14 protein-coding genes and 1 tRNA gene are annotated in these 16,824 nt (G+C 43.6%); 10 read left to right on the top strand and 5 right to left on the bottom strand.

Translation table 11 applies throughout. The features are described from left to right. Positions 1–167 precede the first annotated feature (167 nt). Positions 168–1,724 carry a hypothetical protein gene (locus CCS90_RS01775; RefSeq protein WP_133566427.1) on the top strand — a complete coding sequence of 519 codons (1,557 nt, stop codon included), beginning with the start codon at positions 168–170 and terminating at the stop codon, positions 1,722–1,724. 60 nt (positions 1,725–1,784) lie between these two features. Continuing rightward, on the top strand, positions 1,785–2,108 hold the full coding sequence (locus CCS90_RS01770; protein ID WP_099017788.1) for a hypothetical protein: 324 nt from the start codon (positions 1,785–1,787) through the stop codon (positions 2,106–2,108). Between the two features lie 281 nt (positions 2,109–2,389). On the opposite strand, the gene CCS90_RS01765 is transcribed toward CCS90_RS01770, so the two are convergent. Then, positions 2,390–2,466 (bottom strand) — tRNA-Arg (locus tag CCS90_RS01765). 882 nt (positions 2,467–3,348) lie between these two features. Between CCS90_RS01765 and CCS90_RS01760 the strand changes: the two genes are divergently transcribed. The 4 genes from CCS90_RS01760 to CCS90_RS01745 all read left to right on the top strand — a co-directional run bounded on the left by CCS90_RS01760 (position 3,349) and on the right by CCS90_RS01745 (position 11,881). After that, positions 3,349–7,386, top strand: coding sequence for an oligosaccharide repeat unit polymerase (locus tag CCS90_RS01760; protein WP_099017787.1), 4,038 nt, complete (start codon positions 3,349–3,351; stop codon positions 7,384–7,386). Between the two features lie 109 nt (positions 7,387–7,495). Continuing rightward, complete coding sequence (gene kynU, locus CCS90_RS01755) at positions 7,496–8,785, top strand: kynureninase (protein WP_211336958.1); 1,290 nt, start codon at positions 7,496–7,498, stop codon at positions 8,783–8,785. Beyond that, positions 8,782–10,149: an FAD-dependent oxidoreductase gene (locus CCS90_RS01750; RefSeq protein ID WP_246026983.1), complete on the top strand. Its 1,368-nt coding sequence runs from the start codon at positions 8,782–8,784 to the stop codon at positions 10,147–10,149. Before kynU ends, CCS90_RS01750 begins: the two co-directional genes overlap by 4 nt. Position 10,150: 1 nt before the next feature. Next, complete coding sequence (locus tag CCS90_RS01745; RefSeq protein WP_162846730.1) at positions 10,151–11,881, top strand: sensor domain-containing protein; 1,731 nt, start codon at positions 10,151–10,153, stop codon at positions 11,879–11,881. 102 nt (positions 11,882–11,983) lie between these two features. Here CCS90_RS01745 and CCS90_RS01740 read toward each other — a convergent pair whose 3' ends face one another. From CCS90_RS01740 to CCS90_RS01725, 4 genes are all read right to left on the bottom strand, one after another. Beyond that, positions 11,984–12,244: a GlsB/YeaQ/YmgE family stress response membrane protein gene (locus CCS90_RS01740; protein ID WP_099017785.1), complete on the bottom strand. Its 261-nt coding sequence runs from the start codon at positions 12,242–12,244 to the stop codon at positions 11,984–11,986. Between the two features lie 157 nt (positions 12,245–12,401). Continuing rightward, a complete protein-coding gene (locus CCS90_RS01735; RefSeq protein ID WP_246026984.1) occupies positions 12,402–12,878 on the bottom strand; it encodes a GNAT family N-acetyltransferase in 477 nt (158 codons plus the stop codon). After that, positions 12,875–13,465, bottom strand: coding sequence for a GNAT family N-acetyltransferase (locus CCS90_RS01730; protein ID WP_099017784.1), 591 nt, complete (start codon positions 13,463–13,465; stop codon positions 12,875–12,877). The genes CCS90_RS01735 and CCS90_RS01730 overlap by 4 nt, the downstream gene beginning before the upstream one ends. 1 nt (position 13,466) lies before the next feature. Next, positions 13,467–13,820: a VOC family protein gene (locus CCS90_RS01725; protein ID WP_099017783.1), complete on the bottom strand. Its 354-nt coding sequence runs from the start codon at positions 13,818–13,820 to the stop codon at positions 13,467–13,469. Positions 13,821–13,914: 94 nt separating this feature from the next. Between CCS90_RS01725 and CCS90_RS01720 the strand changes: the two genes are divergently transcribed. The 4 genes from CCS90_RS01720 (at position 13,915) to CCS90_RS01705 (ending at position 16,814) form a co-directional block, all read left to right on the top strand. Continuing rightward, the gene (locus CCS90_RS01720; RefSeq protein WP_099017782.1) at positions 13,915–14,676 is read left to right on the top strand and encodes a dimethylarginine dimethylaminohydrolase family protein; all 762 of its coding nucleotides are present in this window, start codon (positions 13,915–13,917) and stop codon (positions 14,674–14,676) included. A 70-nt stretch (positions 14,677–14,746) separates the two neighbouring features. After that, positions 14,747–15,049 carry a hypothetical protein gene (locus tag CCS90_RS01715; RefSeq protein WP_099017781.1) on the top strand — a complete coding sequence of 101 codons (303 nt, stop codon included), beginning with the start codon at positions 14,747–14,749 and terminating at the stop codon, positions 15,047–15,049. A gap of 54 nt (positions 15,050–15,103) precedes the next feature. After that, positions 15,104–15,559, top strand: coding sequence for a hypothetical protein (locus CCS90_RS01710; RefSeq protein ID WP_099017780.1), 456 nt, complete (start codon positions 15,104–15,106; stop codon positions 15,557–15,559). Between the two features lie 25 nt (positions 15,560–15,584). Continuing rightward, positions 15,585–16,814, top strand: a complete 1,230-nt coding sequence (locus CCS90_RS01705; protein WP_099017779.1) for a dipeptidase — start codon at positions 15,585–15,587, stop codon at positions 16,812–16,814. Positions 16,815–16,824 lie beyond the last annotated feature (10 nt).

Below are 16,824 nucleotides of genomic sequence, written 5' to 3'. Positions count from 1 at the left end.
GCCAAATCCTCTCTATTTGAGACCAGATTATCAAAAAAAAGCCTTAATTGCAATATAAAATACAAATAAATCAAATAAAACTTGATTTCATGCTATAATTTGGATTATAAAATACAAATCAAACAAATTTTAATCAATAATCCAGATTTTTTGGAAGCGAGGCTCAAATGAAAACAACAAAAGCATTTATCTATATATTAATAATGATGGCCACCTCATGGGTTCAGGCCAATAACTTAATTATCACCAAAAGCTTTACAGGCGGCTGGTATGACCCAGCGAAAAACGGCCAAGGTTTTTTACTGGAAATCATTAAAAGCAATAACCAGAAGATGGCACTGACCACTTGGTTTACTTTTGATACCGATGGGAATCAATATTGGTTAATTGGCGTGGGTGAGATCACAGGTCAATCCATCAATTTCCAAATGATTGTTCCAGAAGGTGGTCAATTTGGTGATTTACATGATCCCAACAACATATCTAACACCCCATGGGGCGAAGTTCAATTCAACTTCACAGACTGCAACAATGGCACAGTCAGTTGGAACCCAACGGCTTCTGGTTTCAATGCAGGTTCTATGCCAGTAACCAGAAATACAATCATTAATAACCTCAACTGTACCGGTGGATGGTTTGATGAGCTGGGTGACACCATCACAGAAACAGAGATCATCACTCCTTTGTTATCGACTGGTTTAGATGCAGATGCCAATGGCAAGACCAAATATGAACAACGCACTGATCGAATAGATTATTCCGTTGAAATTGAAGACTTACCTGTGGGCATTTATCAGTTGTTTGTCGGTGACGAATTCAAAGGTGACATTGAAGTCGTTACCCTAACAGGTGGATCCACAGAAGGTGAAATAGAGTTCAGAGACCCCGTAGAACCTGGTAAATTATTATTGGATTTCAACCCACATAATCAAATCATTGACATCACCCAAAATGGTTTGGTTTACCTCACATCAGAAGGCAGTACCTCAGGCGGTAACAATGGAGGCAACAGCAGTCAGAATGCACCACCTTTTGGTGACAGTGAAACAGAAATATACATGACCAACACTGGCATCATTCCATTGGGCCAAGCGAAAGCAGAACTCAAACAACGTGCCGATCGAGTTGATTTTCAAATAGAACTCGAAGACGTCCCTTTGGGCTTTTATGATTTTAACGTTGATGGCGTCATTCAAGGTGTGGTTGAAGTGGTCCAAACCCCAACGGGTGCAGAAGGCGAACTTGAATTTCGTAATCCCATTGAAGCAGGTAAAGAATTACTCGACTTCAATCCACTGGGTGCTTTGTTGACTGTGACCCAGGGATCAGACCTTCTTTTCACTGTTAACTTTCCCGAAACACCAGGCGGTGGAAACAATGGTGGTGACACTGGTGGCGGTGGTGGAAATAACCAGCAAATAGAGATAGATGTTGATTTTACCAATACCGGTGTAGATGCTGATGCCAGCGGTTCAGTGGACTACGAAGTACGTACTGACCGCAGAGACTTTAAAGTTGAAGTTGAAGACCTGACATTGGGCACTTATCAATTGGTGGTTGGTGGACAAGTCATCACCTCATTTGATGTCAACACTGATGAAACAGAACTTGAATTCAGAGACCCTGTAGAACCCGGAAAATTGCTGTTAGATTTTGATCCATTGAATCAATTGATTGAAATCAAACAAGGCAGCACCGTTTATTTATCGGCTTTACTACAATAAAAAAAGACCACACTGGCCCAATCATGTATTGGGCCAGTGACTTTTCAAAGGAACTTAAAAATGACAGTCATACAAAATATCACACCCATAATGGATTGCAAAAAACCCTATACAGTCACTTTATGCAAAGACCAATGGCTGGGAGAATGTTTGGATGATTATTTGTTCAAACTGTGTGGTACCGACCAAGTGGTATGGATCCCTAAAGACTTGTTGCACGATTCCAGTTTTAATGAGCATGCTTTTGAAGCCTATATTTCAAGCGACGACATATATTGTTGTGCCAGGATTACCATCTCAAACAGCATCCGCATGTGCTTGGTGGATCAACACCAAATCACGGGCAGCCAATTAATGCCCTATTTAAATCAATCAGCCAATTAGTACCCTATCTGAATAGAAATAACGCTTTGGTTGTCATCAAAGCCCCTGTCTATTGATCACAATGGTCCAGTTTAATGGACAACCCTCAGAACACTTTAGCTTAGACAGATGAGGTGGCGCGACTAGAGAGGTTGTTCCATACATCCATGTATTCCACCCCTGCGGGGTCGTTGGCAGGCCAACGGGCTAAAATGATCCTGTCATTTTAGTCGAACTAAGGAAGCTTTCATTCTCTGTGCAAGAGAAATAAAAAAAGCCATCCGAGGATGACTTTTTGTATTTGGCGCGCCCAGAGAGATTCGAACTCCCGACCAACCGGTTCGAAGCCGGTTACTCTATCCAGCTGAGCTATGGGCGCATTGGAGTGATGTATTTTAACGGGTTATTAAATGAGTACAAGTGGAATGTTTGATATCTCTTAAAGAACCCCTTATCAGGAGTTTGCCCAGAGAGATTACTTCGTGCATCCTTGCACTTCGCCCCTGCGGGGTCGTTGGCGAGCCAACGGGTTGATTTGTTCCCGACAATTCAATCGAACTCACGACCAACCGGTTTTTATTTTATCAACCCATTTGTGAGTGCAGCCGGTTTTGTTGCTCCGCAACAAAGAAGGCAAACGAACCACTAAAGCCTACTCTATCCAGCTGAGCTATGGGCGCATTGGAGTGATGTATTTTAACGGGTTATTAAATGAGTACAAGTGGAATGTTTGATATCTCTTAAAGAACCCCTTATCAGGAATTTGCCCAGAGAGATTACTTCGCGCTTATATGGATGTTAGTGATTAGCGAGAGCAGGATGCGGTAGCTAACAACCCTTGCACTTCGCCCCTGCGGGGTCGTTGGCAAGCCAACGGGTTGAATTTTTCCCAACAATTCAATCGAACTCCCGACCAACCGGTTTTTATTTTATCAACCCATTTGTGAGTGCAGCCGGTTTTGTTGCTCCGCAACAAAGAAGGCAAACGAACCTCTAAAGCCTACGCTATCCAGCTGAGCTATGGGCGCGGGATTGAGTGGTGGATTTTAACTTGTTTAGGAATTTGAGGCATTGATTATTTCATCAAATCTCAAGCCGTTGTTCAAAAGGTGCCCTGAGAGATTGTTCCATACATCTCTGGAATACACCCTTGCAGTGATGATGGCGAGAGGTGAAACATCGATTTAATGGTATTTCAATCCAATGATGGTTATCATGATTGTTCAAAGGCCACAAATAATCTGATAGTTAAGGTGATTTTATGAAAGACATGTTTTTGTTGATTGGGTTGTTATTACAGTTGATGTTGGGTTTTCAATCAACCGCTGCGGAGGTTCCGCCAGAGTTGGCTCAATGGCAGGATTGGGTAAAACATGACCAAGCTTTTCGTGATTGCCCCTATTTTTCAAATCAAAAATCTGGCATCAAGAACAACCATGTCTGTGCCTGGCCACAAACCCTGAAGTTCAATGTGGATTCAAATCAGGCTGCTTTTTCAATGACCTGGGAGGTGCTTGCAGACAGTTGGATTCCTTTGCCTGGTGACCAAGCATCCTGGCCACAACAGGTGTTGTTGAATCAACAACCCGCTGCCATCCAAAAGCACAATCAAGAACCACGGTTGTGGCTCACGGTTGGGTTGCATCAAGTCAGCGGACAATTCAGTTGGCAAACCCGTCCTGAAAAAATCAATATTCCGGCAGAGTTGTCTGACATCAGCCTGACTTTGGATGGTGTTTCAGTTAAATTCCCAGTGCGTGAGAACAATGCTTTGTGGTTGGGTGAAGCATTCAACGAACAACAAGTTGAAGCGAACAATTTGGACATTGAAGTCAACCGACTGATCATTGATGGCCACCCCATGACTTTATTTATGGCCATAGATCTGCGCGTTTCTGGTGTCGCACGCAGTGAAAATTTAGGGCGGATTATGTTGCCCTACTTGCAAATTACCGATGTTGCTGGAGACTTGAATGCCTATGTTGACCAACAAGGTGAACTCTGGGTACAACTCAAGCCGGGGTACAGCGAAGTACGCATCAGCATGAATGTCAATGGCTGGCCTGATGAACTTGAGTTTAAAGCAGATGGGGAACATTGGCCTAAACAAGAAATTTGGGCCTATCAAGACAATAAAAACATCCGATTGACCCAAATTGAAGGGGTCACCGCAATCAATCCGGAACAATCTTCCTCATTGTGGAACCAGGTTCCCAATTATTTGGTCAATGAGGGTGATACCTTCAAAATCATTGAACAAAAAAGAGGCACTTTAAACCAAAGTGAACAATTGAGCCTAAACCGACGTGCTTGGCTGTCATTTTCTGGCGATGTGTATCGCACCAAAGACAACATCACTGGAGGGAAATTTGGCAGTTGGCGTTTGAATGCCGATGACAACCACCGCTTATTGAGCGCCAGCAGTCACAATGAAACATTATTGATTACTGAATCTGATACTGGGCACCAAGGTGTGGAATTGCGCAAGCCTGAAATCGACCTCCAGGTAGACGGCGAATTCAGCAAAGAATTTTTATCTCAAATCAGTGGTTGGCAAGTCAATTTTGATTCAGTCCGAACTGAATTGTATTTACCTCATGGTTACATGGCTTTGGCCACCCACAATGTCGATCACAGTCGCAATGTATGGATTGAAAAATGGCGATTGTGGGATATTTTCGTGGTCATGTTACTGACGGTTTTGAGTTTCAAAGTGATTGGCATCAAATCGGCCTTGGCCGCATTTGTCACGCTGGTCTTGGGTTATCATGGTTTGAATATGCCGTTGTATGCCTGGGCCAATTTAATTGTGGCCATTGCCATCATAGCTTGGTTGCCCAAAGGTCGGTGGCTGGGTTTATTCCAAGTGTATGCATTGCTCAGTGTATTGGGGTTGTTGTCGGTCTTGTTGCCCCATTGGGTCACCCAAGCCAGATTAATGATCCACCCACAATTGGAAAGAAGCCTTCCATCACCATCCAGTTTTGCACCAACACCTGCTTCCTCGGTGAAAAAAGCCAAAGACTTGAGTCAAGTGTACACCCAAGCTTACAACACCCAAAACGCGATTCAAGCCGACATGATCGAAGAACAGGGTAAAATCACGGTGACTGGGTCGAGAATCAAAAGGGCAGATACACTGAATCGATACCAGGCCGATGCAGTCTTGCAAGCAGGCAAAGGCACGCCTGAATGGCAATACAATTCAGTCAGTTTATTTTGGGACGGACCGATCACTGCCGACCAGAGCTATCAATTGGTTTTACTCAGCCCCGCAATGCGCGTGGTTTGGCGGTTGTTGTTGATCTTATCCTCGGTCTATTGGTTATTGGCTTTATTGCAGAAAATGCGCGTGTCATTCAAATCAAACAAAACAACACCCAAAGCAGCACTTGGCTCAATGCTGTTGCTGCTGTTTGCTAGCCCACTGCTGGCTGACAACTTTCCGCCAGAGCATTTATTAGAGCAGTTGAAAAACCGCATGTATCAGCCCTCTGTTTGCGCCCCCCATTGTGCGGCCATAGAATCAGTTCAAGCCCAAGCGGTGGATCAACAACTTGAAATGAACCTGCGGTATCACGTCTTAGATGATGTGCTGGTGCCTCTGCCCGATTCACCCGATTGGTACCTGACCTCCGTTAAGGTCAATCAATTGGCCGTATCCAGTCGACTGAAATTCCAGGACAAACACTGGTTGTCGTTACAAGCGGGTATTCATGACGTGCTGATAACCGGTGTTCTGGCCAATCGCAACAGCATATCAGTGCGCTTTCCACTTAAACCAGGGCAGGTCAAAGTACAATCTGAAAATTGGCAATTTGCTGGACTGGATGGACAACAACTCAGCAGTGACACTTTACAATTGATTGCCACCATCCAAGCAGAGTCCAATGAACAAGCCAATGCCACTGACATCAAACCATTTGTCAAAGTCAAACGCAGCCTTACTTTTGATGACCAATGGTACATACAAACCCAGGTGAGCCGAGTGGCGCCCCAACAAGGGGTCATTAATGTCACCGTGCCCTTGGTGAACCAAGAATTTCCAACTGAAAAAGTGCAGTTGGACGACCATGGCGCGGTGATGGTCAGCATGGGGCCCAATCAGTTCGAATTTTACTGGCGCTCACGTTTGGAGCGGGTGCCTCATTTACAACTCATTGCCAGTGAAAGTGAACAATACATTGAAACCTGGGAAGTGATTACCTCCCCACAATGGCATGTCAACATAGCAGGTGTACCATTGGTGGCTTCGGAAAACATGGTTGATGATGCCGATGATTATTTCGTTCACGTCTATATGCCCAGACCAGGTGAGACCTTAGAGCTGGACATCACCAGACCCAAGGCGGTCGCTGGCGATGTGCTGTCCATTGATTCAAGCAGCAACGTCTATACTCTGGGCAAAAGAACCACCAAAGTGGAAACCAACATCAGGTACCGTGCCACTCAAGGCGGGCACTTTGATATTAATCTGGACCCTGAAGCTCAAGTTAAAAAAGTGACTTTTGATGGCATTGAATCTAATTTAATCAATGAAGACGGCGTGGTTGCAGTGAGTTATTTACCCGGCGCACATCGGGTCAGTATTGAATGGCATGTGAACCAAGAATTAGGCAGTTTGCACCATACGCCCAGCATCAACCTGAACAGCCATTTCAGTAATTTAAGCCAAACCATACAGGTACCGCGTGATCGTTGGTTGCTATGGGGTCATTCAGCAGGCGTTGGCCCGGCCTTTCTGTATTGGGGCGAATTATTGGTGTTTGCGGTCCTGGCCTTCTTCTTGGCACGCATCAAGTATTCTCCTTTGAAGTTTTGGCAATGGTTGGTACTGGGTTGTGCCTTTGGAACGTTCTCTTGGCTGGCTTTTTCGGTGGTGGCCAGTTGGCTATTTTTTGTTGGTTGGAAACAAGATTTCAATGGCTTCGATTCAAGAGCCAAGCGCATTCTGTTGCAATGGTTCAGTGTGTTTTTCACCATCGGCACCATTGGTGTTTTGATCGCCACAGTGGCCTATGGCTTGCTGTCATATCCTGATATGGGTGTCGCAGGACAAAACGCCTCTTCATCCACATTGTACTGGTATCTGGATTCGGGACTTGATGTATTGCCAAACATCACCTTACTGAGTGTTCACCTGTGGTGGTATAAATTGTTGATCCTCTTGTGGTCAATTTGGATCAGCTTTGCTGTGATTAATTGGCTCAAGTGTTTATTCTTAAGTTTAAACAAAGAAGATTGGTGGCCAAAATTTAACCGCAAAAAACAAGCAGCTAAAGAGGTGGAAACTAAATAAAATAAGCACCCAAACACATATTTAACAGACCAAGCATGTAAGAAAAGAAGAGGCTTAGTTGGCTTGCCTGCATTTTGCGGCTCGATTGCTTTATAATAATTCGTTTTCGATGAATCTGACAGACATGGTATTTGAAGACAATTTAGAGTTCGCCCAGCAATTGGACCAACAGGATCCATTGTCAAATATGCGAGGCGAATTTCACATTCCAAAAATAAAAGGCACTGAACAAGATGAAATTTACTTTTGTGGTAACTCCTTGGGTTTACAGCCAAAACTGACTTCACAATACCTGAATGATGAATTAAATAAATGGCAAAAACTGGGGGTCAAAGGCCACTTTGATTGTGAGTTTCCATGGATGCCATACCATGAATTTTTAGCTGAAGAATCTGCCAAACTGGTCGGCGCCAAAGCTTCTGAAGTGGTTTGTATGAACTCTTTGACCGCCAATTTACATTTTTTAATGGTCAGCTTTTATCGCCCAAGCAATAAAAAATACAAAGTGCTGATAGAAGACCACGCCTTTCCTTCGGATCATTATGCGGTTGAATCACAAGTAAAATTTCATGGTCATGATCCAGCTGATGCCATGGTTTTACTGAAACCACGTGAAGGTGAAACCTGTTTACAATTGGATGACATACTGGCGACCATTGATGAACATGCCGATGAACTGGCTTTGATTATGCTACCTGGCGTTCAATACTACACTGGACAAGTGTTCGATATGCAGGCCATCACAGATGCCGCCCAACACCATGACATTGTGGTTGGTTTTGATTTGGCCCACGCAGCCGGTAACATTGAAATGCAGCTGCATGATTGGGGGGTTGATTTTGCGGCTTGGTGTACCTACAAATATTTAAACTCAGGCCCAGGTTCAGTGGCCGGTTGTTTTGTCCATGAAAAGCACCATGACAACCCAGATTTACCACGTTTTGCAGGTTGGTGGGGGCATGACAAATCCACCCGTTTCAAAATGGAAAACCAATTTATGCCCATCCAATCGGCCGAAGGCTGGCAATTATCTAACCCGCCCATTCTATCATTGGCAGCGATTCGAGCCTCTTTAGACACCATTAAACAAGCAGGCGGAATATCCACACTTCGCAACAAATCGAAGCAATTAACCGCTTATTTACGTTTTTTACTACAAAATCGCTTGGCCAATCAAGTCGACATCATTACCCCTGATGAAGCTTTAAGTGGCAGTCAACTGTCGATTTGTATCAACAGTGAAGACAAACATGGCAAAGCCGTTTTTGATGCCATTGAAGCCGCCGGCGTTACCTGTGATTGGCGCGAACCCAATGTCATTCGTGTGGCACCGACACCCTTGTACAACTCATTTGCAGATTGTATTCACTTTGTTGATATTTTGGAGGCTGCACTGTGAGTCAACCCGCAAACAACCGCCCCAAGCACATTGTAATTATGGGGGCTGGATTGGTAGGCTCCATGCATGCCATTTATCTGGCCAGACGCGGCTACCAAGTTTCAGTTTATGAACAACTGCCTGACATCAGAAAAGAAGCCATCTCTGCAGGCAGGTCGATCAATTTGGCACTTGCCAACCGAGGCATTGATGCCTTGGATCGTTTGGGCTTAATGAATCAAGTCAAACCCTTGTTGATTCCAATGCAAGGCCGCATGTTGCACGATGAACAAGGACAGCTGAAATTACAAAGTTATGGACAAAAACCAGAAGAAGTGATTTATTCGGTCTCCAGAGCTGGTTTGGTCAGCCTCTTACGTGATGCAGCAGAAGCCACTGGCCAGGTCGAGTTCTTTTTCAAACATGAATGTCTGTCAATTAATTTTGACCTCAACCAATGTGAAATTAGCAACAAACTGAAGCAAACAACCACCACCATTGATTATGATTATTTGATCGGTGCTGACGGAGGAGGCAGTCAGGTCAGGACCTCGATGCAAGCGATCAAAGAAACAACGTTTTCAGCTGAGCTGTTGGATCACTCGTACAAAGAATTGAACATTCCAGCAGGTCCCAACGGCGAGTTTCTGATGGAAAAAGAAGCATTACATATCTGGCCGCGCGGTGATTACATGATGATTGGCTTGCCGAACCCAGATGCCAGTTTCACCTTAACCTTGTTTATGCCCAACGAAGGTCCAGTCAGCTTTGCATCCATCACTGATGTCGAGACTTTGCACACCGTTTTTGACCAGTATTTTGCGGATGCCAAAGGTTTGATTCCAGATTTGGAAACTGATTTTTTCAACAACCCAACTGGCTATCTTGGCACCATTCGCTGTGATGATTGGCAATATAAAAACGCCGTGCTGACAGGGGATGCTGCCCATGCCATCGTGCCGTTTCATGGCCAGGGCATGAATGCAGGATTTGAGGATTGTGTGGCCATGGACCAAGCCTTGGATACCTACAAAGATAATTGGCAGCAGGCCATGCCTGCTTTTGTGGAAAGCCGCATGAACAACAGCAACGCCATCGCAGACATGGCTTTAGAAAATTATGTGGAGATGCGTTCTACCGTGAATGACCCCAAATTTCATTTGAAAAAAGCCATTGCTTTTGAATTGGAGAAACGCCTCTCTGAATATTTCATTCCTCGCTACTCAATGGTGATGTTTCACTTGATACCTTATGCACTGGCATTTGCGCGTGGCAAAATTCAAGCCAAAATTTTGACTGAATTGAGCGAAGGGATTGATGATTTGGCGCAGGTTGATTTTGCACGTGCTGAGCGTTTGGTCAAACAAAAGCTTCCCAGGTTCTGATATGGCTGATCTACTACAACAGGGCTTGAAAATAGCCGCTTTATTCGAAAGCATCATCAATTCATTACCCACTCCGGTTTTTGTCAAAGACAAAAAACACCGCCTGTTGTTGGTTAATGATGCTTTTTGTGAGTTGATGGAAAGAAAACGTGGTGAATTGTTAGGGCAGATAGATTACCATTTGTTAAATCACGAAGCGGCTGAAGTGTGTCGGCTCAAAGATGAAGAGGCTTTTGCTTCCCATGAAGCCATCGTTAATCAGGAAGCTTTCACCACCAGTGATGGGGTTAACCTCACTTTACAAGTCAGAAAAATGGTGTTCCAAGATGATAATTTAGGCAGTGTTTTGTGTGGTGTGATCACTGACATCACAGAGTTGAAACATTATGAGTTACAGCTCAACGATGCCAATGAAAAACTCAAACTGATTTTGGCAGACAGGACCCATGAATTGGCCAACGTCAATGAGAAGTTACTGTGGATGGCGAATTTCGACCCAGTCACTGAGTTAATGAATAAATCGGCCTTAACCGAAGCGGCATTGAGCTACATCCAGCGTGCCGACAGTTCGGGCGGTAAATTTGCCATGGTCTTTCTTGATTTGGATGATTTCAAATTCATCAACGAAAGCTACGGCCACCCCGTTGGAGATGCTTTGATCAAAGCCGTTGGCAATCGCTTGGTCAAAGTCATCAAAGAACGGGGTGAAGTGGCACGCGTTGGTGGCGATGAATTCATGTTGTTGGTGAGTTATCAAGACAAAGCCGAAATTGAAAGTATAACCAAAAACATCATTCGCATATTAAAAGAACCGTTCGATTCGAATCAACACCGTGTGTTCATCAATGCCAGCATTGGCATCGCCAGTTACCCAGAAGATGGGTCTGATGTGATTACTTTAGCGCAACATGCAGATGCAGCCATGTATGTGGCCAAAAAGAACAATCGCGGTGGGCATCAATTTTACCAAGAAGCCTACACCATGACCATCAAACGCAAGTTAGAAATGGATGTTTATTTGCGAGATGCCATCAAGTCAAAAGAATTGGAAGTTCATTTCCAGCCCATTTTCAAGGCGCAAGACCAATCAATCATTGGTTACGAAGCCTTGGCTCGCTGGAACGATAAAATCTTTGGCTCAGTCAGCCCCACTGAATTCATTGCGATTGCAGAAGAATCTGATTTGATTTTACCATTGGGAGAGTTGGTGATAGATCACGCTGTCCAATTCATTGAACAACAATGTCAAAAGGGTGAATACGTTTCCATCAATGTGTCACCCAAACAATTGATGCATCCTTCGTTCAAGTCTTATTTAATCAAACAGCTCAAACACACCTCAATGGACCCCAAACAATTGGCCATAGAAGTCACAGAAAATGTAATGGTTAAGATGAATGAATACATCACACAATTGATCCAACAAGATGAATTGCAAGGCATTCGATTTTTTGTCGATGATTTTGGCACTGGTTATTCAAACCTGTCACAATTGAAAAAAATCCAATTCAATGCCTTAAAAATTGACCGGAGTTTTGTTAAAGAATTACCCCATTCTAAAACCGATATTTCATTGGTCAAAGTCATGGTGTTGATGGCCAAGGAACTGAATTTAGAAGTGATAGCAGAAGGGGTTGAAACCCAACAACAGATGGCATGTCTTGCTGAACTGGGGTGTCAGTATATACAGGGATTTTTACTGGGTCGACCGGCCAAAGCAAAACGTCAATGATATGATTTTTAATGCCGATCAAAGCACAGTAAACTGGCTGCCATCTTTGTCAAAAAAAACCCAGCATCAAGCTGGGTTTTACTGTGTATTAATGACTCAGTACTATTTGGTGGCTTTTCTGATCACACCTATGATCAGCAACAACACCACCGCGCCAATGGTCGCAACTATAATACTGCCCAAGATACCTGAAGCCACAGATATACCCAACGCACTGAATATGTAACCACCTACAAATGCGCCAATGATACCAATGACGATGTTGGCCAAAAGACCAAAACCGAAACCTTTAACCAAAACACCCGCAATCCAACCTGCGATGGCACCAATCAACAATACAATCAACAAACCTTCTAATGTCATAATTCAATCCTCCTAAAATTTTTTTATATCAAAAAACCGCAGATGCTGGCTTTTTGAACCAGTATTAAAATAACACAGTTTTGTATTTAAACCAATTGATAACGCTGAATACATCAATCATTATTTCCAATGTTTCAGTCAATTCATTCCGTTGCAATCAATTGAGTTTTAACTTAAATCCTTCATGGCTGGCCACAAACCCCAAAGATTCATAGAACCTGATTGCATCTGGCCTTTGTTTATCTGAAGTCAATTGCGCCAACTGACATCCCCGGTGTTTGGCTCGATCGATCGCCCACTGGAATAAAGCTTGGCCCACTCCCTGACCTCGATGTTGGCGATGAATCCGCACCCCTTCTATCAAACACCGCCAAGTACCTTGATGGGTTAAATAAGGAATGAATGTCAGCTGTAACATGCCAATGATTTGTGCTTCCAGTTCAACCACAATCAGTTCATTGTTTGGATCCTCATCAATAGACGCAAAAGCCATCAGGTATTCTTTTGACAATGGCAAGGCTGGATTTTCTCTCAACGCACCCAAAGCATCATCAGCCAACATGGCAACCAAAGTCGGTAAATCTTTGGTTGTGGCTGCCCGGTATTGCAAGGTGCTGTCATTCATTGTTTTCATACCTCACCACCTAACTTCTCCAACAGGAATTTTTTGATTCCAGGCCACTCGTGAATGGCAACACTGAAAAACACCGAGTCCCTGATTCTGCCATCAGTCATCACCATGTGATTGCGTAAAATGCCTTCCTGTTTGGCCCCCAAGCGTAAAATGGCCGTGCGAGAGGGTTGATTTAAATAGTCAGTAACAAATCCCACTCGATTAAAACCCAAATCTTCAAAAGCATGGCTTAACAACAAAAATTTGGCCGCGGTGTTAATGGCAGTCCGCTGACTGCTTTTGGCAATAAAGGTAAAGCCAATTTCAGTGCGGGCATGTTGCCAACTGGTATTCAAAAATCGCGTTGAACCAACCACTTGCTCATTGGCTGGATTAATGATGACATAGGTTTGAGAAAGCCCGCCTTGTAACTCACGTTGTGCTTGAGCTAAAAAAGTGGACAACTGATCAGGGTGTGGCACACTGGTAACCATCAGTTGCCACAACTTGCCATCTTCAATGGCCAAACTCAAACCAAGCAAATGCCTTTCTTCAATTGGTTCCAGTCGAACCTTTTGACCAAGCAATGTTTTATCAATAAACGCCATGTTATTCTGACCACACTGCAAACTCATTGCCATTGGGGTCTAAAAAATGAAAACGCCTGCCACCAGGAAAGGCAAACACTGCCTGGTTGATTTGACCACCCGCTTGTTCCACTTTGGTTTGGGTATCAAGCAAATCATCACTGTAAAATACCACCAGCACACTGCCCGATTCAACGCGTGCGTTTTGCCCAGACAAATAAAAGCCACCCGCTAAGCCTGCCGATTCATTGAAGGCACAATATTCAGGACCATAATCAGTAAACTGCCAATCAAAAACTGTGGTGAAGAACGTTTTGGTGGTGGTCAGGTCTTTGGCCGGCAGCTCTAAATAGTTGATTTTTGCAGTTTGGCTCATTTTGCATCCTGGTGATTGAGATTCAAAGATTGTAATTCAATCCCATTCGTTCAACAATATACTCTTTAAATTAACCAAGCCCATCACAGCTGCCATGTTCAAACACGCCATTGTCAAAACCCCTTGCCATGCCATGATCAATGGCATCACTGAAGCCCAATTAGGTGCTCCTCATTATGCATTGGCGCTACAACAACATCAAAATTACATACAAGCATTAAAACAATGCGGTGTTGCGGTCACTGTTTTGCCCGCAGATGAAAATTTTCCTGATTCTTGTTTTGTTGAAGACCCTGCCATTCTTACCAAAGCTTGTGCCATCATCACCAACCCAGGGGCCTCCAGTCGGAAGGGAGAAACTGACGCGATAGAAAAGGCCGTTAAAGCGTTTTACCCCAAAGTGGAACGCATCCAACCTCCCGGCACCTTGGATGGTGGTGATGTAATGATGGTGAACAATCATTTTTTCATCGGTTTGTCAGACCGCAGCAATTCAAACGGCGCCAATCAACTGATTGCCATACTTGAATCCCATGGCATGAGTGGATCCTGTGTAGCGATGTCAGAAATGTTGCATCTGAAAACCGGATTGAGTTACCTCGAAAACAATCACTTGGTGGCCAGTGGGGCGTTTTTACAGCATGCGGCTTTTGAAAAATTCAATGTTTTGGCGGTGGATCCTGATGAAAGTTATGCTGCCAATTGTATCTGGGTCAATGGCACCGTAATCATGCCAGCTGGCTTTGCTAAAACACAAAAGAAACTGCGTCAAGCTGGGTTTGATGTGCTGCCTGTTGATGTTTCAGAATTTCAAAAATTGGACGGTGGATTGAGCTGTTTGTCGTTGCGATTTTAGTTTATCAATTAATGTGCATGCGCATTGGATAAATGAAGTATCATGTTAAGACTGGTTTTTAGAGTACCCCATGGACCAATTTCAAATCATTGCCTCAATTGTCATGCTGATTATTATTTTTATGGCGTTTGCACCTAAAATATTCAAGCAAAAAGATGACAACCAACAGCACTTATCTGCTGAAGAAAGGGCCTTCTTGTATACCGAAACAAGCGATGCTGAATTCCAACAAACCATGCCCTTTGATGTCACAGACGCCATCAAGTCTGGTAATAAAATATTGGCGATTAAACATTATCGCGATCAATTTGGCACCAGTTTAAGGGCATCAAAAGAAGCTGTTGAGCGCATGGCAAAAGCCATGAAAAAGTAACTGGCTGGTGATCATATGAATTATACTGTTGTGTTTTTTTGTTGATTAAAATTCATGGGATCTGCCATCAAATACTTTTTCATTTCTGTTGTTTTTATCCTCATTATTGGTTGTAGCAACCATCAGGTCAATCAAACCACCCCTTCCATGTACTCTACATGGGACATCATCGAAAAAACCGAAGCCATGGCACCCAAGGGATTGAAAGGTGAGTTTTTACTGACCATCAAAAACAGTGGGAAACAATCCTCAAGAATCTTTTTAAACACCCAAGAGGATTACCGCGACCGCAGAAATATTACTGTGACTGTACTGCCTTCATTTCAACAAGCTTTCAAAGCCAAATTTAATGTCGACATCAGAAGCTACTATGAAGACAAAACTATCCGGGTCAAAGGAGAAGCCAAGCGCATGAAAGTGTGGTTCTACGCGCAAGGAAAACGGACTCAAAAATATTATTATCAAACCCACATCGTCGTCAGTGATTTAAACCAAATCACCGTTCTATAAATCTGTCATTTTATGAGACCTCACCATGAAAAAAAGTAAGCTAAAAAACTTCAGTATTCTGCTTTTGTTGCTTGTTTTGTCAGCGTGTCAAAACACCCCAAGTAAACCAGAACAGCCAAACAATCAAACCACAACGGCTCAACAAATCAGTAAAAAATACATCATTGCAGATTTGCATGTCGATGTGCCTTACCGTTTGGAAGAACACTATGCTGACGTTAGCAAGGCCACAGATGGCGGTGATTTCGACTACCCCAGAGCAAGGGCTGGCGGTTTAGACGCACCCTTTATGTCAATCTATATTCCCGCCAACATTGAAGCCGAAGGTGGTGACAGTACCGCTGTAGCCAACCGATTGATAGATTCGGTTGAAGCCATTGTTAAACAGGCACCTGAGCGATTTGCTTTGGCATACTCAAGCCAACAATTAAAGGATAATTTCAACAAGGGCCTGGTTTCTTTACCCATGGGAATGGAGAATGGTTCACCAATCGCTGGCGACTTAAATAATTTAAAACATTTTTATGACCGCGGTATTCGTTACATCACCCTGTCTCATTCTTTAAGTAACCACATTTCAGACTCTTCTTATGACCAAGCACGACCGGCACAAGGGCTGACAGATTTTGGTAAAGAGTTGGTGGTGGCGATGAATCAGATTGGTGTGATGGTTGATGTTTCACACATTTCCGACCTGGCTTTTTACGATGTGATGGAACACAGTCAAGTACCCGTGATAGCGTCCCACTCCTCAGCACGTCATTTCACCCCAGGTTTTGAGCGCAACATGAACGATGAAATGATCAAAACCATGGCCGAAAAAGGGGGTGTCATATTTATTAATTTTGGTTCTACTTTTATTTCGCAAACTTCCATTGAACACTGGAATGCCTTTAAAGCAGCCAGAGAAGCATTTATAAATCAGCACGGTGTTGCAGAAGACAGTCATGAAGTCAAAGCATTCACTGAATCTTACAACAATGAAAACCCATTTCCGTTTGCAGACTTAAATGATGTATTGGATCACTTTGACCATGTGGTCAAAATTGCTGGCATTGATCATGTGGGAATCGGTTCTGATTATGACGGTGTGGGCGACTCCTTACCCACTGGTTTAAAAGATGTGTCTACCTACCCAAATTTAATCGAAGGTTTGTTGAACCGAGGTTATTCAGAAACTGACATCGCTAAAATTTTATCAGGCAACTTACTCAGGGTATGGCAACAGATTGAAGCTTTTGCTGCCGAAAAATAAACAGCCACAT

This window comes from Marinicella litoralis, assembly GCF_002591915.1.
Taxonomy (GTDB): domain Bacteria; phylum Pseudomonadota; class Gammaproteobacteria; order Xanthomonadales; family Marinicellaceae; genus Marinicella; species Marinicella litoralis.
The sequence above is the reverse complement of the archived record's forward strand: the minus strand, read 5'-3'. Positions and strand labels throughout refer to the sequence as shown.